General features: G+C 55.7%; 26 protein-coding genes. All 26 read right to left on the bottom strand.

All coding sequences use genetic code 11. The features are described from left to right. Positions 1-95: 95 nt before the first annotated feature. Positions 96-1772 carry a hypothetical protein gene (locus tag CVT63_01880; protein PKQ28620.1) on the bottom strand — a complete coding sequence of 559 codons (1677 nt, stop codon included), beginning with the start codon at positions 1770-1772 and terminating at the stop codon, positions 96-98. A gap of 86 nt (positions 1773-1858) precedes the next feature. Further along, positions 1859-2416 carry a ribosomal subunit interface protein gene (gene raiA, locus CVT63_01875; GenBank protein ID PKQ28619.1) on the bottom strand — a complete coding sequence of 186 codons (558 nt, stop codon included), beginning with the start codon at positions 2414-2416 and terminating at the stop codon, positions 1859-1861. A gap of 72 nt (positions 2417-2488) precedes the next feature. Next, a complete protein-coding gene (locus tag CVT63_01870) occupies positions 2489-2695 on the bottom strand; it encodes a cold-shock protein (protein PKQ28618.1) in 207 nt (68 codons plus the stop codon). Between the two features lie 400 nt (positions 2696-3095). Next, complete coding sequence (locus CVT63_01865) at positions 3096-3395, bottom strand: hypothetical protein (protein PKQ28617.1); 300 nt, start codon at positions 3393-3395, stop codon at positions 3096-3098. 129 nt (positions 3396-3524) lie between these two features. Further along, the gene (locus CVT63_01860; protein ID PKQ28616.1) at positions 3525-4448 is read right to left on the bottom strand and encodes a hypothetical protein; all 924 of its coding nucleotides are present in this window, start codon (positions 4446-4448) and stop codon (positions 3525-3527) included. Continuing rightward, the gene (locus tag CVT63_01855) at positions 4445-5554 is read right to left on the bottom strand and encodes an ATP-binding protein (GenBank protein ID PKQ28615.1); all 1110 of its coding nucleotides are present in this window, start codon (positions 5552-5554) and stop codon (positions 4445-4447) included. Before CVT63_01855 ends, CVT63_01860 begins: the two co-directional genes overlap by 4 nt. 149 nt (positions 5555-5703) lie before the next feature. Further along, positions 5704-7242, bottom strand: a complete 1539-nt coding sequence (gene rny / locus CVT63_01850) for a ribonuclease Y (protein ID PKQ28614.1) — start codon at positions 7240-7242, stop codon at positions 5704-5706. A gap of 179 nt (positions 7243-7421) precedes the next feature. Beyond that, positions 7422-7958 carry a hypothetical protein gene (locus CVT63_01845; protein PKQ28613.1) on the bottom strand — a complete coding sequence of 179 codons (537 nt, stop codon included), beginning with the start codon at positions 7956-7958 and terminating at the stop codon, positions 7422-7424. Then, a complete protein-coding gene (gene recA, locus CVT63_01840; GenBank protein ID PKQ28629.1) occupies positions 7930-9033 on the bottom strand; it encodes a recombinase RecA in 1104 nt (367 codons plus the stop codon). Before recA ends, CVT63_01845 begins: the two co-directional genes overlap by 29 nt. Before the next feature lie 7 nt (positions 9034-9040). After that, positions 9041-9628 carry an RNA 2',3'-cyclic phosphodiesterase gene (locus CVT63_01835; protein PKQ28612.1) on the bottom strand — a complete coding sequence of 196 codons (588 nt, stop codon included), beginning with the start codon at positions 9626-9628 and terminating at the stop codon, positions 9041-9043. 49 nt (positions 9629-9677) lie between these two features. Further along, the gene (locus CVT63_01830; GenBank protein ID PKQ28611.1) at positions 9678-9977 is read right to left on the bottom strand and encodes a hypothetical protein; all 300 of its coding nucleotides are present in this window, start codon (positions 9975-9977) and stop codon (positions 9678-9680) included. A gap of 74 nt (positions 9978-10051) precedes the next feature. Next, a complete protein-coding gene (locus CVT63_01825; protein PKQ28610.1) occupies positions 10052-11068 on the bottom strand; it encodes a hypothetical protein in 1017 nt (338 codons plus the stop codon). A 21-nt stretch (positions 11069-11089) separates the two neighbouring features. Further along, positions 11090-11860, bottom strand: a complete 771-nt coding sequence (gene proC / locus CVT63_01820; GenBank protein PKQ28609.1) for a pyrroline-5-carboxylate reductase — start codon at positions 11858-11860, stop codon at positions 11090-11092. Between the two features lie 84 nt (positions 11861-11944). Further along, a complete protein-coding gene (locus CVT63_01815) occupies positions 11945-12382 on the bottom strand; it encodes a cell division protein SepF (GenBank protein PKQ28608.1) in 438 nt (145 codons plus the stop codon). Continuing rightward, complete coding sequence (locus CVT63_01810) at positions 12383-13144, bottom strand: YggS family pyridoxal phosphate-dependent enzyme (GenBank protein ID PKQ28628.1); 762 nt, start codon at positions 13142-13144, stop codon at positions 12383-12385. It lies immediately after the preceding gene. Positions 13145-13146: 2 nt separating this feature from the next. Continuing rightward, positions 13147-13449 (bottom strand): acylphosphatase, encoded by a 303-nt coding sequence (locus CVT63_01805; GenBank protein PKQ28607.1) that lies wholly within the window; start codon positions 13447-13449, stop codon positions 13147-13149. Continuing rightward, on the bottom strand, positions 13446-14228 hold the full coding sequence (locus CVT63_01800; protein PKQ28606.1) for a peptidoglycan editing factor PgeF: 783 nt from the start codon (positions 14226-14228) through the stop codon (positions 13446-13448). The genes CVT63_01805 and CVT63_01800 overlap by 4 nt, the downstream gene beginning before the upstream one ends. 209 nt (positions 14229-14437) lie before the next feature. Next, positions 14438-15709 (bottom strand): hypothetical protein, encoded by a 1272-nt coding sequence (locus CVT63_01795; GenBank protein PKQ28605.1) that lies wholly within the window; start codon positions 15707-15709, stop codon positions 14438-14440. Continuing rightward, the gene (ybeY, locus tag CVT63_01790) at positions 15710-16216 is read right to left on the bottom strand and encodes an rRNA maturation RNase YbeY (GenBank protein ID PKQ28604.1); all 507 of its coding nucleotides are present in this window, start codon (positions 16214-16216) and stop codon (positions 15710-15712) included. Next, positions 16191-17183 carry a phosphate starvation-inducible protein PhoH gene (locus CVT63_01785; GenBank protein PKQ28603.1) on the bottom strand — a complete coding sequence of 331 codons (993 nt, stop codon included), beginning with the start codon at positions 17181-17183 and terminating at the stop codon, positions 16191-16193. The genes ybeY and CVT63_01785 overlap by 26 nt, the downstream gene beginning before the upstream one ends. Next, a complete protein-coding gene (locus tag CVT63_01780; protein PKQ28602.1) occupies positions 17180-17626 on the bottom strand; it encodes a glutamyl-tRNA amidotransferase in 447 nt (148 codons plus the stop codon). The genes CVT63_01785 and CVT63_01780 overlap by 4 nt, the downstream gene beginning before the upstream one ends. 49 nt (positions 17627-17675) lie before the next feature. Further along, the gene (locus CVT63_01775; GenBank protein ID PKQ28601.1) at positions 17676-18029 is read right to left on the bottom strand and encodes a histidine triad nucleotide-binding protein; all 354 of its coding nucleotides are present in this window, start codon (positions 18027-18029) and stop codon (positions 17676-17678) included. A gap of 16 nt (positions 18030-18045) precedes the next feature. Beyond that, positions 18046-19311 (bottom strand): hypothetical protein, encoded by a 1266-nt coding sequence (locus CVT63_01770; GenBank protein PKQ28600.1) that lies wholly within the window; start codon positions 19309-19311, stop codon positions 18046-18048. A 39-nt stretch (positions 19312-19350) separates the two neighbouring features. Continuing rightward, on the bottom strand, positions 19351-20439 hold the full coding sequence (locus CVT63_01765) for a molecular chaperone DnaJ (GenBank protein ID PKQ28599.1): 1089 nt from the start codon (positions 20437-20439) through the stop codon (positions 19351-19353). 37 nt (positions 20440-20476) lie between these two features. After that, positions 20477-21514 (bottom strand): heat-inducible transcription repressor HrcA, encoded by a 1038-nt coding sequence (hrcA, locus tag CVT63_01760; protein ID PKQ28598.1) that lies wholly within the window; start codon positions 21512-21514, stop codon positions 20477-20479. A gap of 57 nt (positions 21515-21571) precedes the next feature. Next, positions 21572-23374, bottom strand: a complete 1803-nt coding sequence (locus CVT63_01755) for an elongation factor 4 (protein ID PKQ28627.1) — start codon at positions 23372-23374, stop codon at positions 21572-21574. Positions 23375-23412: the final 38 nt, after the last annotated feature.

Here is a 23412-nt window from a genome sequence, read left to right as displayed (position 1 = left end):
TGCTGGATAGACATACGTTCTCGTCTGAGAACTCCCCGTTCTGAAAGTCGATGTCATCGAAGCCCTCTGCCGTGCCCTCTACGTCGAAGACCGCGCTACGAGGTTTCCGGATCCTCTCCCTCGACTTCCTGTTTCTTTTTTTTGCGGGAGCGCGTCTTTTTCTTCTGCTCCCTGACTCTTCTGTGACCACTTTCGATCCTCTTCCATTCGCGGATGTCTTTCTCGATATCTTCCCTGACGTCGTCGTAGGAGACGTCACCACTCGAAGTCGCGCCAACCGGTTTCTGCCACGCCGCGTCCGTGTCCCTTGCCAGCGGGGCGGCCTCCTCGCCTATCAGTTGCCCGGGTTCGACGGTAAGCCGAAGTTGCTCCGGCTCTCTCGCGGACATAGGCGCCGGATCCTTGATCGCGCCACTCCAGAAGCCACGCTTGATCGCGACCTTCAGAAACGCGTCCACGGCATCCGGATCAAACTGCATTCCCTTGCCACGCGCGATCTCAGAGACAGCGTCATGCGCGCTAAGAGACTCTCTGAAAGGCACGGGCCTCTGCATGGCGTCGAAGGCGTCCGCGACCGCGAGGATGCGGGCGCCAGGTGGTATCATGTCGCCCGCCAGCCCATCGGGGTAACCACTGCCGTCGCTCATCTCGTGGTGGTGCCTGATAATGGACTCCACCACGGCAAACGACTGCTCTTTCGATACTATGTTCGCGGCTATAAGCGGGTGTTTTTTCATCTCATCGTACTCATCCGGCGAAAGAATGTCCGCCTTGTCGACAATCGACGGATCAAGCGCGAGTTTGCCCATGTCATGTAGAAGAGCGGCCTGTCGCAGGCAGTGCTCGTCTTCCTCCTCAAAATCCATCTCGTCCGCGATAGCAACCGCGATCTCCGCTACACTAAGACTATGCCCCTCCATAAAGATATTTCCGTCCTCGATAGTCTCTACGATCGCGAGGGTAGTACTGTCGCAGACATCGCGCATCATGCCGTAACGCGTGTATACGACCCTTACCGCAAGTATCGGCGCGAACAGCAGCACGACAGCGGGGGGCTGGAGTTTTATGTATACCACCGCGGCAAGGAATCCGATGACGGAGTAGAACGCGTACCCCGGCAGCCTGGGCAACAGCCGCCTTTGCCAGAAGTGAAACATCCGCTCCCCATCAGGCGCCAGCACCGGCGTAACCTGCAAGGTATTGAACACGAAAAATACGATTGTCGCGAGTATCCACGGCAAGATCAGCCCGCCGCTATTTTTGAGGGTGGCGTCCAGACCCGCGCCACCTCCCGTATATTTGAACACCATCCCCGCGGCGGCAGCCGCAAAAACTAGCTGGGACGTGTTAAAGACCACACGCCTGGCGCCGTGCTCCCCTCGCTCCATGAAGAAGATCGGCACGCCGAAAAACGCCACGACAGCCGTGCCGAACGGGCCTGATATCATCATCGCCATTGCAAGTGGCAACAACGCTACAGACAGGCGACCTCCAGACTTCATGGGCAGAGCAAAAAGCTCGGAGGCGAGGAACATCAATCCGATAAAAACGACAGCGAACCAGTTCTCCTTGCCAGATATGAAGCCCAGGAGCATCAGAAGGAGGGCGGCAAGGACAACTGAGACAGCCAGGGCGTTATCGGCTCTACCGGTTGGAACAAAAGAACCCGGCGCCTTCGGTTCGTCAGGCGTCCGTCGACGTCCGCCGCGCGACTTTCTTTTCTCACCCTCGAAGAGCGAGTCATCGAGCTCGAGATTGGATCGCCTTACCATCGTATCCCCGCGCCGCCAGCCAGAAACGTCTCAGCGATAGATTTCAAGATTTTTTTCAAATAACCAATCAGGCTGGCCACGGCCGGTCATCTCCCCTGGTCAGTAACGCCGTAGTCTATCACGCCGTAGTTCCCATCGAAACGCCGGTAAACGACGTTGGTATTTTCACTCTCAGAATCGGTAAAAACGAAAAAATCGTGACCGACCGTTTCCATCTGGAGAACCGCCTCCTCGGACGTCATCGGCTTGTGCGATATCGCCTTCACTTTGACGATGGAGGGCGTCATATCTTCCCTGTCATTCATCTGGACGTCCTGCGCGCCAGGTTGGACCTGCGCGCGATTTACCTTCTTGCCGTGTCGCCTGGCTATCTGCCGCTGCGCCCTGGAGACAGCCTGATCGACAGCGACATACATGTCCCTGTCACGACCTACCGCCCGGAACGCCACGCCGTTGCAGTAGAGATCGATATCAGCGATCTGGTTTTGCCGGATACTGGGGTTCTTCTCGACCAACAGCGTTACCACTATCCCGCGAATCTCCACTCCCAACTTCTGTATCTTAGACGCTTTTGCTGTAGCATACTCACGAAGAGCATCCGTGACCTGGATATTTTTTCCCTTTACAATTACCTGCAACTCCACCTCCGGATTTCTACGCGCGTCGCGCTTATGCTGTGGCTAAACAGGGCCACGATTTCTGGCTTTGCGAAACAGTTATATGTCTTGCCTGGTGACATCGGTCGCCCTTGGTCCCCTGTCGCCATCAACCACTTTGAACCGCACGACTTCACCTTCATTGAGCAACCGGTATCCCTCGGCGTTGATATCCGAGAAATCCACAGAAACACACTTTCCGCTTTCTCGTTCTATCAAGCCAAATCCTTTCTCCGGATTGAACCACTTGACAGTGCCTGATTCCAACGTCTTCCTCCCGCATAGGATCATTTCTGGTAGGTTATCACAGGAAGAAATAGGTGTCCACGAAACCGCGATGTCCATACAACTCGATCCGACTCCCTTGCCTCTTTCAGAACCGGGCAAGAAAATGAGATGGATCCCGCTGACCTGGTCTTTGCCCCCACACTCGCCTGCTGAGAGTTTGCGGCTCAGGCCTACGGCCGGAACCACGCCGTCTTCTCCACGATTATTCGTGGGCAGGACTTACCCCTAAGCCGCACCATGCTCGGCAACCATTAGTTGTCTTACGTGGGTCGTTTCGCCTGCGACTGGCCTCGACTTTCAACCACAGACCGGGATCCATCTCAATATCGCTCGATTTGCTTGAATCAAAAGCTAGATAAAGCCAAGTGTTGACGTAACACTAGTGCAGCTTGTCTGAAATCATGCGGCCAACGAGCTTCTTGGCGATATCGTCCCCTGTCACATCGTAACTGGAAGACTCTATCGCTTTCTTGATCTTCTGAACTTTGTCCTTGCGAACCTCGGGCACGGAGTCTATCTGCTTCACGACTTCCTGGATGCCCTTTATCTCTTTCTCGCTAAGCAGGATAGCCTCTTTGCCCTCTCCCATTTTCTCCTTTTTTTTCAGCAGATCGAGCGTATTCTGTATCTCTCTGTCCGACAGTTGCATTTTCTTCCACCCCAACCTCGGTTGATTCATTTCAAACTACAGAATTTATATCGTCAATTAAACCTTGAACCTGTACACTAACATCAAATACAACCGGGGTCAGTCCCACATGGCGCACGGACGCGCCATGTGGGACTGACCCCAAAGTTAAGCGGATCCCTATCCAAAACCGGCGAATGGGTAGCTGTCGAGTTTCCAGCCGTTCTCGTAAAGGAGTCGCACCTTTCCTCTTCTGATGCCGCTCTTTTCCGTGTAAACGATCACATTTACGGCGGCGCTTCCGGCGCCGGGGAATGATATCTGCGATTTGTTGACATAAAAACTTACCGGCTTCTTATCGCCCCATGCCTTCTTCCACCCCACGTTGAGATTCTCCTTGTTTATCTTGTAGTACCCCAGCACCATATGAAGCTTGCTCGACAGCATCGCCCATATCAAATCGAAATCATGGCGCGATATGTCGGCATCCATGAATGCGTTGACGGCCTCGAAAACCGCGCTTTTCATTTCTTCCTGCGCCCTGTCCACGGGCTGGATTACGGCCTGAAGCATTGAACCGGCTGAATAGAAATCTCCCGTTATGTTCCCGTTGAGCCATCTGGCGGACGCCAGAAAATCGTCTACGTTGGCCTGCGCGACTCTCGCGCGATCTTCGATCAGGCTTCTCGTTTTCAAGAGTTCTTCGGCATTGACCTTTAGCGCGAGTTCGTCCAGCATCTCCAGATATTTACCGAGTGATTCGAGCGCCACAGATTCCCTGGCTACCGTTGCTTTCTGTCCACGGGGCATTTCACTTTTCTTGCGCTCAGAGGCAATCTTCGCGATCTCTTTTGTCATATCCGACGCCTCGGTCGCGACACCCGTGAGGTCGGTCAGGGATTCAACCTTCAGCAACGCTACCGTAACAAGATTTGCCCGATCGAATATTCTTCGCCAATCCCTCGACGCAATGTTCTCGTACCTCTTCTCGCTGTTTGAGCGCGCGCTCTCACGCCACCACAAGAACCCCGCGATAGACGCCGCCAGAACGAGAGCGACCAGTACGGCAATCGCGATGAACCATCGGTGTCGGGCAAGTCTCATTCCCCATCTCCATCTTCTCCGATGATGAAAAACGACATTACTATCTTTCCCTTGCCTCGCCGGATCCTGATAGTGCCCGCGGGCTTCATGTAGTAACGCCCTAACACACCCTCGACAATCTGCCCGCACCGTTCACCTATCTCGGAGAGATCATCTTTTGAAAGCTTTCGTAACGGGCTTCGGAGCCGTCCGCTCCTGATGCCGTCCGCTCCCGGCGATGCCTTACAGGCCTTCCTGCTAATCCCTGTAGCGTCTTTCGCCCGCTTCAACATGGTTTCAAGTGGAACAATCTCACCGTTCACAACGCGGTACGCGTTCCTCTCGGATACCGACAAACCCAACCTGGTTTTTGAAACTTCAGCCAGTAGCCTGATGTCATCGATTCTCGCGAGGTTTGCCCAGGGCGAATTGCGCGTGTCATGATCGGTCGATAACATTCTTGCCGTTGCCAGTATCTCAGCAACCGAGCCGAGGTAATAATCCACATTCCGGGAATCGGTCGACATCTCCGATAGAACCCTTGCCACATTGTGCGAGCCGGCGCCGATCTCAAGGCCAACCTCTTTTTCCTCTATAATCGGAAGCGTAGCCTGATCCGAACGCTCCGGCACCATCAACGTGTCGACCAAGACGCTGATTACCGTTCCGCCATTCGGACTCGAGGAAACAATCCGGGCGCTGATCGATCGGGATCGTATCGAAAAAAGCGCCATGCCCCGCCCGTGCACCCCGTATCTATCCTCCTCAAAATCCTCTCGCTTTGATGTAACGCGCGGCTCAAAAACCATCTGGTGCATGTCTGTGGGGATACCGCAACCATCGTCCAGCACAGAGATACTGCGGAAGCGCCCCTTCTCTTTTTGAAAAGCCACCAGAACGTGGCGAGCGCCCGCGTCCCTCGAGTTTCGCGCGAGTTCGCACACGATGTCTTCCACGGAACGGATATCCTGCTGCGCCTGTCTTCGCTCCGCCTCCGCAACCTTGAGACGAACGAATCCGTGGGGAAGTTTCTCTTCGATACGGCGCCTCGAGGCCTCCGTTATTTTTGAGACAAAATCAATTACTTCGCGTTCCCCGGAAGGACGCGAGCCTTCAGCGTAAATCATACGTCCACCCGCAGGAGCCACTCACTTGCTTTACTTATAAGTCAGGTCAGGTCAGGAGTCAGGCACCGTCTACCGCTGCGTCTACCGCAAAGCCGGGAGTCACGTGACAGTAGCGACCCAAAGCACATCGCGAGAACCACGCGTTTACTTTACTTGGCGTATTCGACGGCCCTGGTCTCACGGATTACGGTGATCTTTATCTGGCCCGGATAATCAAGTTGATCCTCAACCTCTCTGGCAATGTCCCTCGCCAGAGTCACGCTCTGCAGGTCATCGACTAAATCCGACTGGACGACGATTCTTATCTCTCTGCCCGCCTGCATAGCGAATGTTCTCTCCACGCCAGGGAACGAGTCCGCAAGCGTCTCCAGCTTCTCCAGCCGCTTGATGTAACTCTGAAGCGTCTCGCGCCTCGCGCCCGGCCGCGCCGCGGAGATGGCGTCCGCCGCCTGGACGAGAACCGCTTCAATGGTCTTCACGTCGACCTCACCGTGGTGCGCCTCTATCGCGTGTATGACAGAATTGCTTTCTCCCAGCCGCTTTGCGAGTGTAGCTCCTGTTAGCGCGTGAGATCCTTCTACCTCGTGGCTTATTGCTTTGCCAAGGTCGTGCAGAAATCCGGCGCGCTTGGGCAACTTCGGGTCAATCCCCAACTCTGAAGCCATTATTCCCGAAAGATGCGCGACCTCCAGCGAGTGCACCAGCACATTCTGGCCGTACGACGTCCTGTATTTGAGACGCCCCATAGCCCTGACCAACTCCTTGTTGAGGTTGCTGATTCCTACATCGAAAGCCGCTTCTTCCCCCGCCTCCCGGATCTGATTTTCCACCTCGGCCTTGGACTTTTCGTACATTTCCTCGATACGCGCCGGTTGAATTCTGCCGTCGGCTATCAATTTTTCCAGCGTGAGTCTTGCGATCTCCCTGCGTACCGGGTCGAAGCTGGAAAGCACTACCGCTTCAGGCGTGTCATCGATAATGAGGTTGATGCCTGTAACGTTCTCGAACGTCCGTATATTCCTGCCCTCACGACCGATAATTCGACCTTTTATCTCATCGCCGGGGAGCGGCACCACCGACACTGTGGTCTCCGCGACATGATCAGACGCACATCTCTGAATTGCGATCGACATGATCTTGCGGGCCCGCTTCTCGGCCTCTTCCCGCGCCCGCGACTCCTCCTCCTTGATAAAAATAGCGCTCTCGCGCTTTACCTCCTCGGTTATCGTTTGCATCAGGTACTCTTTCGCCTCCGGCACGGTCATCCTGGCAACCCTTTCAAGGAGCTTCTTCTGCTCGGCGGCCACCTTGACGAGCTTGGACTTCCGGGACTCCAGTTGCGCCTCCGCGCTAACGATTCCCTTTTTCCTCTTCTCGACCTCCGCCTCCTTGTCCTCGAGCGCCTCTTCACGCTGGCCCAAACGACGCTCCAACCTCTGCAAGTCGCTTCGTCGGCTCTTGATCTCCCGATCAGCGTCCTCCTTCATGGAAAATACTTCATTCTTGGCTTCTACCAGCGCCTCACGCCTCAAATTGTCGACTTCTCGCTTTGCCTCGTCGACAAGCTTCCTGGCGTGGGATTCGGATTTGGCGATCCGGCCTTCGGCAAGGTGCTTGCGCCCCAAAAATCCCACGAGAATTCCAGTCAGAACAGCAATAACGGCAATTATCGTGTATATAATTTCAATGACCTCCTCTCTATAAAAAAACGCCGAGCAATGCTCGGCGCTATATACAAGTATCTCGAAACAGGCACTATTGCTGACAGTTCACGCCCGCTCGAAAACAATCCTCACTCTTATCTAAAGTAACAGACCCTTGTATATTAAATAATTCCATAATATTTCAGCGCCCACTTTCGCTGTTGTCATTCTAATTCCCGACCTGTTTGAGTGTCAACTCGCGCGGCAAGCCGGATTGCCGCGCGCGCCACGTGTGACGAGTAACCACGGCGAACCAGATATTTCGATATCTTCTTTTGTGCGGCAAGAGAATCCTCGCCGCTTACTCTCTCAAGCCGACGCTCAGCAACCGCGCAGGCCCTTTCCGTCTCCTTTTCTATCGGATAAGACGCCATCTGCTCCTCCACCAGATCCCGGTTCAGCCTCTTTTTTTGCAGTTCCGAGCGAATTCGATAGTATCCCAACTCTTTGCGCAAAAGCTCATTCATGAACAGGCGGGCAAACTCGCTGTCATCGACGATGCCCGCCGCCTCGAGGAACAAGATGACCTGATTGGCGATATCAGCGTCGTATCCCCATCTTCGCAAGCGCTCCCGTATCTCCTCCGCGCTTCTGGGCCTGTACTCAATGAATCGCAGCGCGCGCTCGAGAGCTCTGGTATCCGGCCCTCCCTCGCCGCGCCGGCAGTCATCGCTACTTGCGTCTGGTGGCGCTTTTTCCACTTGTTTTGGATGCCTTGTCGATGGGGGTCACCTGCACGGGCGTCGCGTCCGCCAGATCCCCGGTTTTTTTCTCGGGCGCTGGAGAAAGACCCGCTTTTTCTCGAATGACACCTTCGATAGTTTTTGAGATATCGACATGCTCTTTCAGGAACGCCTTGCCGTTCTCCCGACCCTGTCCGAGTTGGTCTTCTTTGTACATGTACCATGCGCCGCTCTTCTTGACGACCTCGTAAAACACGCCGAGATCAAGAATGTCGCCTTCTTTTGATATGCCCTCACCGTACATAATGTCGAACTCCGCGTTGCGGAATGGTGGCGCCACCTTGTTTTTCACCACACGCGCCCTGACGCGGTTTCCAACGATGTCCGTCCCGTTCTTGATGGTGTCTATCTTCCGAAGGTCAAGCCGCACGGAAGAGTAGAACTTGAGGGCTCTACCCCCCGGCGTGACCTCAGGATTGCCGAACATCACTCCGATCTTCTCGCGAAGCTGGTTAATGAATAGCACTATCGTATTCGACCGATTGATCGCATTGGACAGTTTCCGGAGAGCCTGCGACATGAGTCGCGCCTGAAGCCCGACGTGCGAGTCGCCGATATCGCCTTCGATCTCCGCGCGTGGCACGAGCGCCGCGACTGAATCGATGACTACCACGTCTACCGCCGCGCTCCTGACCAGAAGCTCTGTGATCTCTAGCGCTTGCTCGCCGGTATCGGGCTGGCTTATCAACAACTCGTCAATGTTGACGCCGAGCGCCGCGCAGTACTGCGGATCCAGCGCGTTTTCCGCGTCTACATAAGCGCACACCCCTCCCATCCTCTGTGCCGCCGCTACGACCGAGAGCGCGATCGTGGTCTTGCCGCTCGACTCGGGCCCGAACACCTCGATGACCCTTCCGCGGGGCATGCCACCGACGCCAAGCGCGATATCAATAGCCAGCGAACCGGTTGGAACCACCTCGACCGCCATGCGATCGGCCTCGGCGCCCAGCTTCATGATGGACCCTCGACCGAACTGCCGCTCGATCTGCATGAGCGCCATTTCCAGTGATTTTTCTTTCTCCAATACTCTCACCCTTTCGTTATACACCAATGACCCGTGAGCCGACTCTTGCTATCTCTGTGTGCACGGCGTTCATGCCACCAAGCTCACTCTTGTACAGGACGATCTGCTCCGCCTTTAACAGAATATCGTTTTTTTTAATTCGATTTGCGAGCTCTGAAGTTATTGGCGCAAAACGTCCTTTTGCCCTGCCGATAGTAATATGTGGTCGGTACTTTCGTTTCTCGCGTGGTAAGCCACACTTTTTAACGCCTTTTTCGAGCACGTTGTACACTTCCTCGATTGCGCCAATCGTATCGTGAACTCCTACCCATATTACTCTAGCAGACCCCCGTGACAGAAAATTACTCACTCCTCCGACAGTTAACGTCAGTGGGAGACGCCGCGCGGCCTTCTCCATCCACGGGATCATCTCAAGCGCCTTTTCCCAGGAGCAATCACCTATGAAGCACAATGTCACATGCAAGTTCTCAGAAGGCGTCCACCTGACTCCCTCAATACTTTCCGCAAGCTCGTCAATGACCCCAACCACATACTCGCGCACCTCCACGGAAAGGGGGAAGGCTGTAAAAAGTCTCATGTTTGAATGTTGTTGCTCGCTCGTCACGTCCGCATTCTACCATTCATCACGAAGCATTACAAGCATACGCATTGCCTCACTCGTGGATTTTTATCAACTTCTCCCTCGACGACTGTCCTCTGATGATCTCTAACGATGTCTTTCTCAGCCCCAGGTGTCGAGCGAGGATTTTGACAACCTGTTTGTTAGCTTTGCCTTTTTCAGGTGCCGCTGAAACGTAGACCTTATAGCAACCACCTGCATCCTCTACAACCCTCGGCTTTTGTGATCTCGGGCAAACCCTTACCGTTATTACTTTCCCACTCGCGTGCGAGCGAGCGGAAGGCATTTTTCCCCCTGATAAGGGGGGCGAGGGGGGTTTACCACCTGTATCCATGTCTTTTCTCCTGGAGTGGAAACCGCAAAGGGCACCCACTCGGGCGCCCTGTTCAACAATAACGCGCTCTTTCTTTACTCCCAGAAAAAATGCTTGTCTCGCTTGTCTTTGCGAATCCTATGGCCCTTTTCAGGATCATCGAACGGCGCCGCGTTATCTAATTCACCAAACACGGACTCATCTGCCGAGTCAATAGCCAGCACTTCATCAACAAGCCTCGAGCTCGGAGGCGCGGCTTTCTCTTCAGGCATATTGGTTTCCCTGGCGAGCTCGGGCGTACCGGGCGCTGGCCGTTCGTTTCCCCTGGCGGGCGGCGGCGCATTCGGCGAAGCTATCGCTTCACGCGCTACGGGCGCTTCGGGCGTCCTATCAATGACGCGCTGCTCGACTTGCGGTTTTGCCTCAGGAAGAGGCGCTTCCTCCAGGGTAGGTGGCGTCAGCGCCGCGGTTTCAGACGGTTTATCGGCCACTGGCGCGGGTTGGGCATTGGCTGGAGGTTGCGCGGTCACCTCGCGCGCCGGTGGTTCAACTAGGGGCGGCGGTTCCACTGCCGCCGGAGGCGCAACCTCGAGCACGGCTTCCTCCACGACAACCCCTTCCGCGTCATCGCGCGACTCCCACTCGGAAATCTGCTCTAATTGGGCGTTTGCTCTCTTTTTTATCGATTCCAGGTACCGCTTCTTTACTTCCTGGAGTTCCATTGTGGCGCGCTCAATTTTCCGGCAGTCGTTTTGAGCCGCGATCAACATATGTCTCGCCTGCTCCTGGGCGCCGCGAATCAGTGATTCAGACTCCTGCCGGGTCTTGCTTATGAGAGCCTCTGACTCCTGCCCTGCCTGCTCCTTCACAGCCTCCGCGGATTTGCTTGCGGCCAGAAGCGCTGTTTGCAGCGACATCTGCATCTCTTCGAACTCAGAGAGCCTTTTCTTCAGGTGCTCCGCCTGGATATTATTGTCGTTGTTCTCCTGGATCAACTTCTCGAACTCTTCCGCCACTACGTCGAGAAACAGATCGACGTCCTCCTCGTTATAACCGCCAAAACGAGCCGACTTGAACTCCTTGTGATGGATGTCCATTGGAGTCAATGACATCAGAACCTACCTCCATGTTAGTTATTCCTGCGCCAACTCCCCCGCCCGGCGCCTGGCCGCTTCAACAGCCTTCACTACGATCTCCGCGAAGCCCGCCTTTTCCATCTCGCTCAAGGCGGCAAGCGTAGTGCCGCCCGGCGACGAGACGGCGCGCCGCAACTCTTTGGGGTCGATCCCTGTTTCCTTGATCATCCTGGCGGCGCCCCACAGAGTTTCTCTTGCCAGTTTTCGCGCCATCTCTTTTGGCATGCCCTGCGCCACGCACGCGTTTTCCAGGGCTTCTGTCAGATAGAAATAGTAAGCTGGACCACTTCCACTCATCGCCGTGGCGAGATCCATCCACTTCTCCTCGACTTCCTCCAATTCTCCCATAGCCGCCAGCAAGTTCTTAATTCCAATCGTATCCGGCTCTTCCGCTCCGGCATCTACTGTAAAAACTGAAACCGCCGCCCGTACGCGAGCGGCCATATTGGGCATGATCCTCACAACGGACAAACCTTCGCCCAACTGTCTTCTGATGGCGCCAACTGTCAGCCCAGCCACTATAGACATGAGCGTCTGCGAACTTTTCAAAACGCCGGTCAACTCGGAAAGAACCGGCTGGCTGTCCTGTGGTTTGACAGCCAGTATCACTATTTCACACTCTGCCCCGATTTCGGATACGCCACCTATCGCCACACCAAATAAATCACGCGCCGCTTCAGCCTTCCCGGCATCCCGCTCGGCAACAAGAATATCTTCCGGACGCAACGTGCCCGACTCAATCCAGGCGCCCAGCATGGACGTGCCCATGCTGCCTGTTCCTATCAAACCGGCCCGGTACAAAAAATCAGCCGCCTGTCCTGGTCAACATCCAATCGGCCGTCTTGACGATTGTCAAAACTGATTGAAAAACCCTTTTTCACGCATCCACTTGCGGTCTTCGGCGGAAACTTCGATGCTTGCCGGTGTCAACAGGAACACCATCTCCGCGACCCTCTGGATGCCGCCGTCCAGACCGTATGCAAGACCGCTCACAAAATCAATGAGGCGTCTCGAGAGCTCTCTGTCAATGCTCTGAAGGTTCACGATCACAGGTGTGTCGTTCTTGAACTTCGCCCCTATTTGCTCGGCGTCGTTAAAGCCTTTGGGCTCTATTACGTGAACCTTCGATGTAGCTTCGGGCACGGACTGAAGTATCCTCTCGGAACCTCTCCTGCGAGGCACTCGATCCGATATCTCCTCTACCGCTTCCTCCCTGGCTCTCATCTCCCCAAATTCATCAGGCTCCTTGAGTCCAAGCCACTCAACGACCCCTCCCCAAAAACCAGGCATCTACACAACCTCCTTGTCTGGCTCACCGTCAACCCGCGGCCCCAAGCCGAAAATCGCGGCGCCTATGCGAACAATCGTCGAACCCTCCTCTACTGCTATCTCAAAATCGTTCGTCATTCCCATCGACAATTCCTTCAATCTGAAACCTGTCCGCTCTGTCTCAAAGCCGGACGACAGCTCGCGTAATCTCTTAAACACCCAGCGAACCTCTTCTCCTCGCCTGGCGTACGGCGCAATCGTCGAAAGCCCCCTGACGTCCAGATTTCTGAGATCTTTTATCTCTTTTAAGAACCATTCCAGCTCACGAGGGGCAATGCCGGACTTGCTCTCCTCCTCCGCGACGTTCACCTGTATCAGCGCCTTCTGTACGATCCCCTTTTTCGCGGATATGTCGTTTATCTCCCGCGCGAGCCTCACACTGTCCAGCGAATGTATCAACTCCACCATCCCCACCACCTGCCTCACCTTGTTGCGCTGCAGATGGCCGATAAAGTGTATCTCCACCGCCCCTTCAATAGCGCTTGCCTTGCCCGCGAACTCCTGGACTTTGTTCTCGCCTATCAATCTTACGCCCGCGGCAATTGAAGCTTCTATCTGAGCCACGCTTCTGTTCTTTGTCGCCGCAAGCAATCTGACCTGACCGGGATCCCTCCCCGCCCGCATAGCGCTTGCTTCTATGCGCGCCATTACATTGCGCACATTTTCGCGCAAAGAACTCTCAATGGACTTCGTTTGAGTGTGGTTTGATTCCTTTGAAAACATCATCATGTAAATCGCTCATCTCCAGTGGCGAGAATCTTAAAGCCCCTTTCTCCCTCCGGCGCCTCCCACCGAATATCGACATTATCGACGCGCGCGGTGGCGGGCCCACGGCCACACCATTCGATTGCCTGACGCACGAATTTCTCGTTTCCCTCGAGGACAATCTCGACCGTGCCGTCAATTCTATTGGCTGCCCATCCAGCGATATCGAGCCCGCGGGCCATCTCTCTTGTTTCAGCGCGAAAAAACACACCTTGCACTCTTCCGCTCACAACAACTCTCGCGCGCACGACATCAGCGTTCATCGCGCGCCCACAATGCAGGCAATCGACATCTGTCTGCCGCAGGACGCGTCGGCGCGGTAAGAAAAGTATTCGCCCGAACACATCGTGCAAAATCCGCTATTGAAAATGTCTTTTTCGCGAACTCCCGCGGCCAGCAATTGCGATGAGCAGGCGCGAAAAAGGTCGAGTGACCGGCGCTTCGATCCTTGAACTACGTCCTTGCCGTGGAACTCACGCTCAAAAGCGTCAGCGACATCTTCGCTTACATCCATACAACATGGCCCAATGTGCGGGCCGACAAGACATTTCATGCCGGCGGCGGGCCACATCACGTTACGCAAGCCAACGGAGACAATCCCTGCGAGAACGCCTCTCCATCCGGCATGTACGACTCCTATTGTATTCCCGAGCGGCGCGACAAATATCAATGGAACACAATCCGCAGTAAGCACAGCCAGTGACACATCCTCGAGAGACGTCACCAACCCATCGGCACCGGGAAGAGCGGAGTGGCCCTCGCGCGCGCCTCGCCCCACTTCGAGCGGCCCGACCTCGGTCACCACGCGCCCGTGAACCTGCTGGCCAAGAACCCACCTGTCCAGCGGCAGCTCCAGCGCTTCGGAAACGAGACCTCTGTTCCTGGCGACTAATGATGGATCGTCTCCGACGTTATAAGACACGTTGAGGCTCTCAGCGGCACCCGACGCGCGACCGGTGAAAGCGACGCGCACACCGACCTCCGCCTCCAGCGCGGTGGAGGTCAGCACGCGAACCCCATTGCGCTCAACTTGCTCAAACATAGTCGGAACTTCCTTATTGCAGTTTGTACTCCCTCGCCCCCTGGGAGAGGGTTGGGGCAGAACCCCCCCTAGTCCCCCTTGTCAGGGGGGTACCTCGCCCCCCACCTTAATCCTCCCCGTCTGCGGGGGAGGAGATCAGAACTCCCTCGCCCGGGAGGAGATCACTGCACGGAGCTATTTTCGGGTCAGGCGCCGTCCACCGCTGCGCCTCAGTCCGCCGTCGTGGAAAGAACTCTCACGACAACCCTGGATATCCTGTTGTTGCGTATTCTCTCGACGGTTATAGACACGCCCTCATAGTCAAACGACTCGCCGATGGCTGGAACGTGCCCGAGCGCCTTCAAGACCAATCCACCGACCGTGTCAATGTCCTCTTCCTTCGGCAGCTCTATCTGAAGCATCTCGTTCAGATCGTCTAAATGAACGCGCGCGTCCACCCTGTAGCAACCTTTCTCTATTTTCTCTACAAGTTCGATCTCGCGGTCGAACTCATCAACGATCTCGCCCACGATCTCTTCCAGCAGGTCCTCTATCGTAACAAGGCCGGCAACGGTGCCATACTCGTCAACCACCACCGCCATGTGCACCTTGCGCTTCTTGAAGTCGTGCAGCATGGCACTGAGCAGTTTCGTCTCGGGAACCATAAACGCATCGCGCGCGAGCCCTGCCACAGCCACGTCGAGCCTCCCCTGCCGCAGGTACTTTATTAGATCCTTGGCATAAAGCACCCCTTTGACGTCATCAACGTTTTCGCCGTACACCGGTATGCGCGAGTATCCATGATCGATAATCAGCGCGAGCGCGTCCTGGATAGTCGCCCTGGCCGGTAACGTGATCATGTCCGGGCGTGGAACCATGACTTCTCGCACGAGCGTGTCGGAGAACTCGAAGACGGAGTGAATCATCTCCTTCTCCTCCTCCTCGATAACGTCGTGCTCCTCGGCGGCGCTGACCATAGCTTTGATCTCGCCCTCGTCGCGAACCATAAGATCGATTGACAGCGTTTCGCGCCGCAACATCTTCAGAGTAACGCGCGCTATAAACTCAAACACAACGGCTATCGGGTGCAATATCCAGCTCAGGGCGGTAATCGGTCTCGTGACGCCAAGAGCAAAGCGCTCGGGCTGGTGGCTCGCGGCCGCTTTGGGCACGAGTTCCCCAAAAACAAACATCATGATAGTGATAACCGCGGTGCCCGCGGCAACCCCAAGCCCCGGATTGTGTGTGAGCCGTATCGCAACCCATGTCGCAAGCGACGCGGATGTAAGCTGAACGAGCAGTATCAACAAGAGAAGTGGAGGCATAAAGTAGTCTGTGTTCTCTATCAGCTTTTCCAGCCCATCGGCGCCTTTCACCTTTTTGTCGACCAGATATCTTACCCTGATACGGCCAACCCTCATCAGCGCCGTCTCGGCGGCGGCAAGAAACGCCGCCACGCCGATCAATATAACCAGCGCGATAATCCCTGTGACGTTAGGCATTCAATTCTCCCGTTCAAAATGCTCAATCATGCTCTTTCCCACCAACATTCTCTCGGCCGCGGCCATAGCACGCGATCCCTCGAGGTTCCCATGATCGTAACCGAACAGATGGAGCAGGCCGTGCGCCGCCAGAAGCTCTATCTCCTCGAATGCGGGATGCCCACGCTCGGCGGCCTGCCGCCGCGCCACGTCAACGCCGATGCCTATGTCTCCCAGCGGCGCCGGCTGTCCCATCCCGCCGCCACAAGAATTCGCTATTTCATCATGTGACATCTGTGGAAACGAGATGACATCGGTGTCTTCGTCGACACTGCGGTACTCGCGGTTGAGGCGCCTGATCTCTTCTTCTCCAAGAAACGCTATGCTCAGTTCGAAATTCTTTCCAGGCGCAAGCTTCCTCATCATCTTTGACAACGAACGCTTCAGTCTTCGAGCCTCGCGTCCGCGGATATCAAGCCGCCCCGTTATTCTTACAAGCACATCAATCCTGGCCGTTCCGCAACTCATACTCCTTGTACGCTTCCACTATCTGCTGGACTATCTTGTGCCTCACCACGTCGCACGCGTCGAGACTCACAAATGATACGCCTTCTATTTTTTGCAGGATGTCGCTCACGAGCAAGAGTCCTGATTTGATCTCCCTGGGCAAGTCCACCTGTGTTACGTCACCGGTGATGACCGCGCGACTGGCAAACCCGAGCCTGGTAAGAAACATCTTCATTTGCTCCGGGCTCGTGTTTTGCGCCTCGTCCAGAATTACGAAGGAATCGTTGAGTGTGCGTCCTCTCATGAAAGCAAGCGGGGCCACCTCTATCGATCCCCGATCCAGCATCCGGTGAAACTTCTCGGCGCCCAACATCTCGTAAAGAGCGTCGTACAGAGGCCGCAGGTAAGGGTCAACCTTCTGGCAGATGTCTCCGGGAAGGAAGCCCAGCTTCTCTCCCGCCTCGATCGCCGGCCTGGTGAGAACGAGGCGATTCACCTTTTTGTCGAGCAAGCACTGCACAGCGTAAGCCAGAGCCAGGTACGTCTTGCCCGTTCCGGCCGGCCCGATGCTGAAGACTATCGTCGATTTCCGCATCATCTCAACGTATCGCTTCTGTCCGGGCGTCCTGGGCCTGATTATCTTGCCGCGTGTGGTCAGAACTACATCTTTGAAAACTTGAGTGGATTTAAGAATCTCACCACGCCTGACCATGTCAATTGTGATAGCGAGATTCTCATCTGTTATCACAAGGCCTTCCTCGAGAAGCTCGACCAACTCCTCAAAAAGCCTGGTGCACGATTTTGTCTCGCTGGCGCTTCCATTGAGATCTATTTCATTACCACGCGCAACGATTCGACAATCAAACGATTCCTCGATTATCTTCAGGAACCTGTCTCCCTGGCCAAGAAGCGACACCATTGCCTGCTTGTGCGGAATCACTATTTTCACTTCGGTAACGTCACTCAATTTCTGTTTGTGTTCACTCATCGCGCAAGCATCTCGCGAACCAGCACGTTGACTTTCTTGCCGTCAGCCTTGCCTTTGAGCTTTGGCATCAGCTTACCCATTACCTTTCCAAAGTCTGATGGAGAAGAAGCGCCCACTTCATCGATTGTCTCAGAGACGATCTTCATTATTTCGTCGTCAGATAACTGCTCGGGCATATAGGCCCGAATTACAGAGAGCTCATACGTCTCCCTGTCAACAAGGTCTTGCCGGGCGGCTTTCGTGAACTCCTCTATCGATTCGGCGCGCTTTCGCGCTTCGCGCGCCACAATGGCCGCATACTCTTCATCTGTGAGTTCGCCACTCCTGGCGATCTCGGCGTTGTGAATCTCCGAGAGCATCATCCTGATGGTGGAGAGCCTGAGTTTGTCACCGCTTTTGAGAGCGCTTCCGAGGTCACGCTTCAACGTTTCTTTGAAATCCACAATATTCTTCCCTTTCCCGTGCAAAAAAGGGGTCAGACCCCTTTTTGCGTTAGCCAGGTGGCCAGCCCATGAACCTTCCGCCAAAGAGATGGAAGTGCAGGTGATCGATCGCTTGCCCGGCATCCTCGCCGACGTTGATGACGATCCTATATCCACTTTGCGCGATCCCTTCGCTCACAACGATATCGCCTATTAGAAAGAACACATCTGAGAGTATCTCTCGGGAATCTGGGCCAGACACGATATCCGCTACTGTGGATACATGTTCACGTGGAACAACGAGCACGTGCACGGGCGCCTGCGGATTCACGTCCCGAAACGCAATGGCCGACGGCCTCTCGTCAATGATATCGCTACCGACTTCCTTGCTTACTATCCGGCAAAACAGACAATCTTCCGCCATCACTCTTACCATCTCCTTATTGCCCGCGCACTTTCTCCATTACGCCGCGCACCCCTTCCGGCCCGGATGAAGTCACGCGCACTCCAGTCACGCTTCCAATGAGCGCCGGGTCACCATCGAACACCGCACCGGCGAAACTTTTAGCCCGTCCAAAAAGCTTTCCGGGCTCGCTTTCAATGACGCCTTCTACCAGTACTGGAATTATACGGCCAACCTGACTCGCGTGGAACCTCTCCGCCGCCGCGCGCGCGAGATCACGCATCGCAATCGCTCTTCGCGCCTTCTCAGCGGAGAGTACGGGATCCCCGAACTCAAACGCCCTGGTTCCGCGACGCCTGGAATATTTGAACACGTGAAGGCGCCAAAAGGCGAGGTCTTCGACCAGCGCCAGGGAATTCTCAAACGCTTTGTCGTCTTCACCGGGGAAACCGACCATCACATCGCTTGTTATGCTAATCTCCGGGAACGCGCTCACGATCTCGCGGACGCGCCGCGCGAACTCACCCGGCGTGTAGCCTCGCCCCATGGCCTCGAGCACGCCCGCGTCTCCGCTTTGAAGAGGAACGTGAAGGTGCCCGCATACGGCGCCCTCGCGCATCAACCTGACCAGCCCGTCACTAACATCTGAAAGCTCGATAGAGCTGAGCCGCACCCACATCTTGCCCGCGGCGGACGAGACCGCCTCAACCAGTGCGTCAAGCCGCGCGCCCGTGCTCGGGTCGCTGTAACTCCCAAGGTCTATTCCACAAAGAATGACCTCCCCCGCCCCCGACGCTTCGAGGACGCGCACGTCTTCGACGACTTCGCCAATAGTTCTACTGGAGGGTTCTGGCCTCAGGAACGGCACCACGCAGTATGCGCAGAAACGGCTGCAACCGTCCTGCACTTTCACAGGCGCCCTGACGAGCTCCTCGGGCGACCAGACGACATCTGGCGCATCCTCGGTCGTGACGTCGCAGCAGGACGAAACCAGGGCGTGTTTCTCCCTGTTTGGAACAAGTGAATCGACCCCGTCGACCTGGAAAGAGGACGGCTGAAAGTCAACTCCGCAGCCTGTAACTATGACCTTTGCGCCCGAAGCGGCGCACCTTCTTGCGACCTTGCGCGATTTCTTCATTCCCTCGCCTGTGACCGCGCAGGTATTCACGATCCAGATGTCCGGCACGGAATGTTCGGCAGCCCTCCTGTAGCCACGGCGCGTGAGTTCTTTTTCTATCGCGATAGAATCCGCCCTGTTGACCCTGCATCCCAGCGTCGTTACCCGATAGGTGCGCTCATCCATTTTTCACGTCGAGCCCGAAAATAGAGTAGCGTTCACCGTTCACTTGCTCGCTTTCGCTTTCTCCGATTCACGGTAGGACTCGAGTAGATTCCTTTGTTTTCCGGTAAGCTGCTTTGGCACTGAAATCCGGACACGCACAAATATATCGCCACGCCTTCCACCGTAACGAGGAGGAAGTCCTTTGCCTTTTATCTTGAGGACGTCGTCAGGCTGGACGCCGGCCGGCACCTTCAGTTTGTGTGTTCCATCAAGAACTTTCATGTCGATCTCGGCGCCAAGGGCGGCGTCAATCATTCCTACCTCGACGCATGTGTAAAGATGCTTCCCATTTCTCTCGAACCTGTCGTCCGACGCGACGTCGATCACCACATACAGGTCTCCCGACGGCCCTCCGCGCGCGCCGCCTTCACCCTTTTCCTTTATCCGTATGCGATCCTGTCGCTCGACTCCGGGAGGCATAGACACGCGCAACTTTTCAGTAATCCTCTCCCTGCCGGCGCCTTCGCAGTTCTGGCACGGATCTGTGACAACCTCTCCCTGTCCCGCGCACGTCGGGCAAGGTTGCGAACGTATGAATGTGCCAAAAACGTTGCGTTGCGTTTTTCGGATATCTCCGGTTCCCTGACACACGGCGCACCTGTTCATCCGCGCGCCCGGCTTCATTCCCGAGCCATCGCACAACGAGCAGGTGGCCATCCGCGTGTGTTCGATATCCTTCTCCAGGCCTGAAAGCACATCATCGAGAGACACCGTCATCAACATCTCCATGTCACGTCCGCGCTCTTTGCCTCCGCGCGCGGGGCGTTGCCTGGAGAAACCGTATCCGTTTCCGAAAAACATATCGAACAGATCCGATATCGAGCCGAAGCCACTGGCGTCGATGCCGGCGCCCCGGCGCAGTCCATCCAGCCCAAACGCGTCATATGTCCTGCGTTTCTCGGGGTCGGAGAGAACCTCGTAGGCGAACGTCAACTCCTTGAACTTCTCTTCGCTTTCCAGGTCATGTTGCGCGACGTCCGGGTGGCACTCCCTGGCCTTGCCGCGATAGGCGCTCTTTATCTCATCTGAGGAGACGCCCTGCGCCACGCCAAGTATCTCGTAGAGGTCTCTGTCAATGTCGTTGTGCATAGTTGGTCACTCCGTTTGCTTCAAGCAGGCGAGACTGCTACTTCTCTGACGTGTTCAGTGTTCGGCCCAGGTTCTTAGCCATAGACTGGACCATGCAAATTGTGCGAGCGTAATCCATGGACGTCGGGCCTACCACGCCAAGCGAACCAAGCATTCCCTGGCCGATCTCATAACTGGCGCCGACCAGCGAGTAACGCTGAAGCTCTCGCAGTCTGTTCTCCTCGCCAATCCGCACCGTGAGCTGTCTCTCGCCCAAAAGATCTTTGAGAAGATCGAGTATGAAATATTGCTTCTCCATCGCTTCCATCAAAACTTGTGCCCACTCCTGCCTGGCGCTGCCCCTCTCGCTGATGAGGTTCGCGGCGCCACCGATGAACACGCGTTCCTCGATGGCGCCGAGATAGTCGCGGATCGCTTCGAGCGCGTCCTTGAGAAGGATAGCGCCTGCCGCGGCGAACCTTGCGCTCTTCAATAATGAATCACTATTGATCTGATCGAGAGCGCGCCCGGCAAGTGATTTGTTCAAGAACGTCTCCACCCGGTTCACGGTATCCGTGGTCACCGGCGCCGCGAGCCTCAAGAACTGCCGTCCTACCTGTCCTTTAGACGTGATCACTATCAGCATGACACGCCGACTGCTCAAGCGCACCAGATCCAGATGCCGGAGAGGGTTCGCGGCGCTGAAAGGCGCGAAAACAATAGCGGTACTATGCGTCAATCTGGACAGCAGTACGGATGCCTCCTGAAAAAGGCTCTCCATCTCCATGGTCTGCGCCGTAAACAACCTCTCGATAGCCTCGGCATCTCGGCCTGACGGCCTCGACTCTCTCATCAGCACGTCAACGTAGTACCTGTAAGCGATGTCTGTCGGGACACGTCCGGCGGAAGTGTGTGGATGCCCCAGAAAACCCATGTCCTCGAGCGCGGCAAGCTCATTGCGTATCGTAGCGGTGCTGACGTTGAGTCCCCGAACACATGCGATCGCGCCAGACCCTACCGGCTTTCCGGTCAGGATAAAATCCTGAATCACCGCGAGCAGTATCTTTTCTTTTCTCGACCCTTTCTCTATAGACATTCAACTCCGCCAATCTAATTTCAACGTTGATACTATCACTTAACTTTTGAGGTCAGGTCAGGCACCGTCTTCCGCTTTAATTATCGCGATAAAAGCCTCCTGCGGAATCTCCACCTGCCCGACCATCTTCATGCGCTTCTTGCCGGCCTTCTGCTTCTCGCGGAGCTTGCGCTTGCGCGTGATATCACCACCATAACATTTGGCGGTTACGTCTTTCCTGTGAGCGGGAAGCGTCTCCCTCGCTATTACCCTGCCTCCGACAGAAGCTTGTATGGCAAGTTCAAAAAGCTGGCGCGGTATCACCGATTTAAGTTTTGCCGCCAGCTCACGGCCGCGCGCCTGAGCCCTGTCCCGTGAGACAACTGTGGAAAACGCGTCGACGACCTCGCCATGAACCATTATCTCCAGCTTGACGAGTGGCCCGGCGCGATACTCTTCGAGCTCGTAGTCCAGTGACGCGTAACCCCGGGATTTCGATTTGAGCTGGTCGTAGAACCCGGACACCATCTCAGCCAGCGGCATGCTGTAACTGAGCTCGACCCTATTGCTGGACAGATAAACCATGTCCTTGTAGGATACCCTTCTTTTCTGACATAACTCCATGACAGGCCCGACCACTTCCCCGGGCATGATCAAGAGAAGCGATACGTAAGGCTCCTCCACAAGAGCGACCGTACTGGCGAGTGGCATCTGTGAAGGGTTTTTCACGACAGTAACGTTCCCGGCCTTGTCAGTGACGCGGTACACCACGTTCGGGGGTGTAATTATCAGGTCAAGGCCATACTCGCGCTCCAGCCGTTCACGCACAACCTCCATGTGGAGCAAGCCGAGAAATCCACATCGAAAGCCGAACCCCAACGCCTGCGACGTCTCGGGATCATATGTAAAAGAGGAATCATTCAATCTCAACTTCGCGAGCGCGTCACGCAACGATTGGTAATCGCTGTTGTCTATCGGAAACAGTCCCGCAAACACCACGGGCTTGGGTTCCCTGTACCCGGGCAACCGGTCGGAGGCGCCGTCCAGGCAGGTTGTCAGCGTGTCTCCGACCGGGAGCTTCGAGATGTCCTTCATTCCTGTCGCCACAAAACCGACCTCACCGGCGGTCAGTGAATCGGCGGGCATCATACCGGGATCAAGATAGCCAACCGACTCAGCGTACGCCCTGCTTCCAGCGGCCATCATGCTTATTTCCATGCCAGTCTCGAGCCTGCCGGATACGACCCGCACTAACGTCACCACTCCCCTGTACTGATCGTACGACGAATCGAACACCAGCGCTCTCAAGCGCTCGTCGGATCCGGGAGAAGGCGGCGGCACGAGGCGGATCACCGCTTCGAGGATTTCGGGAACCCCAGCGCCTGTTTTCGACGAGCAGAAAAACACTTCTGACGGGTTCACGCCGAGAATGTCAACCACCTCGTCGCGAACTCGCTCCGGCTCCGCCGACGGCAGATCAATCTTGTTGATCACCGGGATGATCACGAGGCCGCTCGCTTCAGCGAGGTGAAGGTTCCCGATTGTCTGGGCCTCCACGCCTTGCGCCGCGTCAACGAGCAGCACGGCGCCCTCACACGCGGCCAGACTCCGCGATACCTCGTAGTTGAAATCGACGTGACCGGGAGTGTCTATGAGGTTGAGCTCGTAAGAATCGCCATCGCGCTCGTACGCCAGGCGCACGGCCTGGGCCTTTATCGTAATGCCGCGCTCTCTTTCGAGGTCCATGCTATCGAGGAACTGAGACCGCTCACGCCCGGGCTCTATCGCGCCCGTAAGCTCTAGAAAACGGTCGGCCAGCGTTGACTTCCCGTGGTCTATGTGCGCGATTATGCAAAAGTTCCTTATCCTCGACGGATCCAACGCCTTCACCTCCAAAAGGAAATGATAGCAGACGCAAA

Source organism: Candidatus Anoxymicrobium japonicum (assembly GCA_002843005.1).
GTDB lineage: Bacteria > Actinomycetota > Geothermincolia > Fen-727 > Anoxymicrobiaceae > Anoxymicrobium > Anoxymicrobium japonicum.
The sequence above is the reverse complement of the archived record's forward strand: the minus strand, read 5'-3'. Positions and strand labels throughout refer to the sequence as shown.

What these genes read in the sequence shown, in the direction of transcription:
- CVT63_01765 (PKQ28599.1), bottom strand. Translation starts at nt 20,439, where the DNA reads ATGCACAACGACATTGACAGAGACCTCTACGAGATACTTGGCGTGGCG.
- ybeY (PKQ28604.1), bottom strand. Translation starts at nt 16,216, where the DNA reads ATGAGTTGCGGAACGGCCAGGATTGATGTGCTTGTAAGAATAACGGGG.
- CVT63_01775 (PKQ28601.1), bottom strand. Translation starts at nt 18,029, where the DNA reads ATGGCGGAAGATTGTCTGTTTTGCCGGATAGTAAGCAAGGAAGTCGGT.
- CVT63_01855 (PKQ28615.1), bottom strand. Translation starts at nt 5,554, where the DNA reads ATGATTTACGCTGAAGGCTCGCGTCCTTCCGGGGAACGCGAAGTAATT.
- CVT63_01830 (PKQ28611.1), bottom strand. Translation starts at nt 9,977, where the DNA reads ATGGATACAGGTGGTAAACCCCCCTCGCCCCCCTTATCAGGGGGAAAA.
- CVT63_01860 (PKQ28616.1), bottom strand. Translation starts at nt 4,448, where the DNA reads ATGAGACTTGCCCGACACCGATGGTTCATCGCGATTGCCGTACTGGTC.
- CVT63_01815 (PKQ28608.1), bottom strand. Translation starts at nt 12,382, where the DNA reads ATGCCTGGTTTTTGGGGAGGGGTCGTTGAGTGGCTTGGACTCAAGGAG.
- CVT63_01805 (PKQ28607.1), bottom strand. Translation starts at nt 13,449, where the DNA reads ATGAACGCTGATGTCGTGCGCGCGAGAGTTGTTGTGAGCGGAAGAGTG.
- CVT63_01810 (PKQ28628.1), bottom strand. Translation starts at nt 13,144, where the DNA reads ATGTTTTCAAAGGAATCAAACCACACTCAAACGAAGTCCATTGAGAGT.
- CVT63_01795 (PKQ28605.1), bottom strand. Translation starts at nt 15,709, where the DNA reads ATGCCTAACGTCACAGGGATTATCGCGCTGGTTATATTGATCGGCGTG.
- CVT63_01800 (PKQ28606.1), bottom strand. Translation starts at nt 14,228, where the DNA reads ATGTTTGAGCAAGTTGAGCGCAATGGGGTTCGCGTGCTGACCTCCACC.
- CVT63_01825 (PKQ28610.1), bottom strand. Translation starts at nt 11,068, where the DNA reads ATGTCATTGACTCCAATGGACATCCATCACAAGGAGTTCAAGTCGGCT.
- hrcA (PKQ28598.1), bottom strand. Translation starts at nt 21,514, where the DNA reads ATGTCTATAGAGAAAGGGTCGAGAAAAGAAAAGATACTGCTCGCGGTG.
- CVT63_01865 (PKQ28617.1), bottom strand. Translation starts at nt 3,395, where the DNA reads ATGAATCAACCGAGGTTGGGGTGGAAGAAAATGCAACTGTCGGACAGA.
- proC (PKQ28609.1), bottom strand. Translation starts at nt 11,860, where the DNA reads ATGGGCACGTCCATGCTGGGCGCCTGGATTGAGTCGGGCACGTTGCGT.
- CVT63_01880 (PKQ28620.1), bottom strand. Translation starts at nt 1,772, where the DNA reads ATGGTAAGGCGATCCAATCTCGAGCTCGATGACTCGCTCTTCGAGGGT.
- CVT63_01770 (PKQ28600.1), bottom strand. Translation starts at nt 19,311, where the DNA reads ATGGATGAGCGCACCTATCGGGTAACGACGCTGGGATGCAGGGTCAAC.
- CVT63_01785 (PKQ28603.1), bottom strand. Translation starts at nt 17,183, where the DNA reads ATGAGTGAACACAAACAGAAATTGAGTGACGTTACCGAAGTGAAAATA.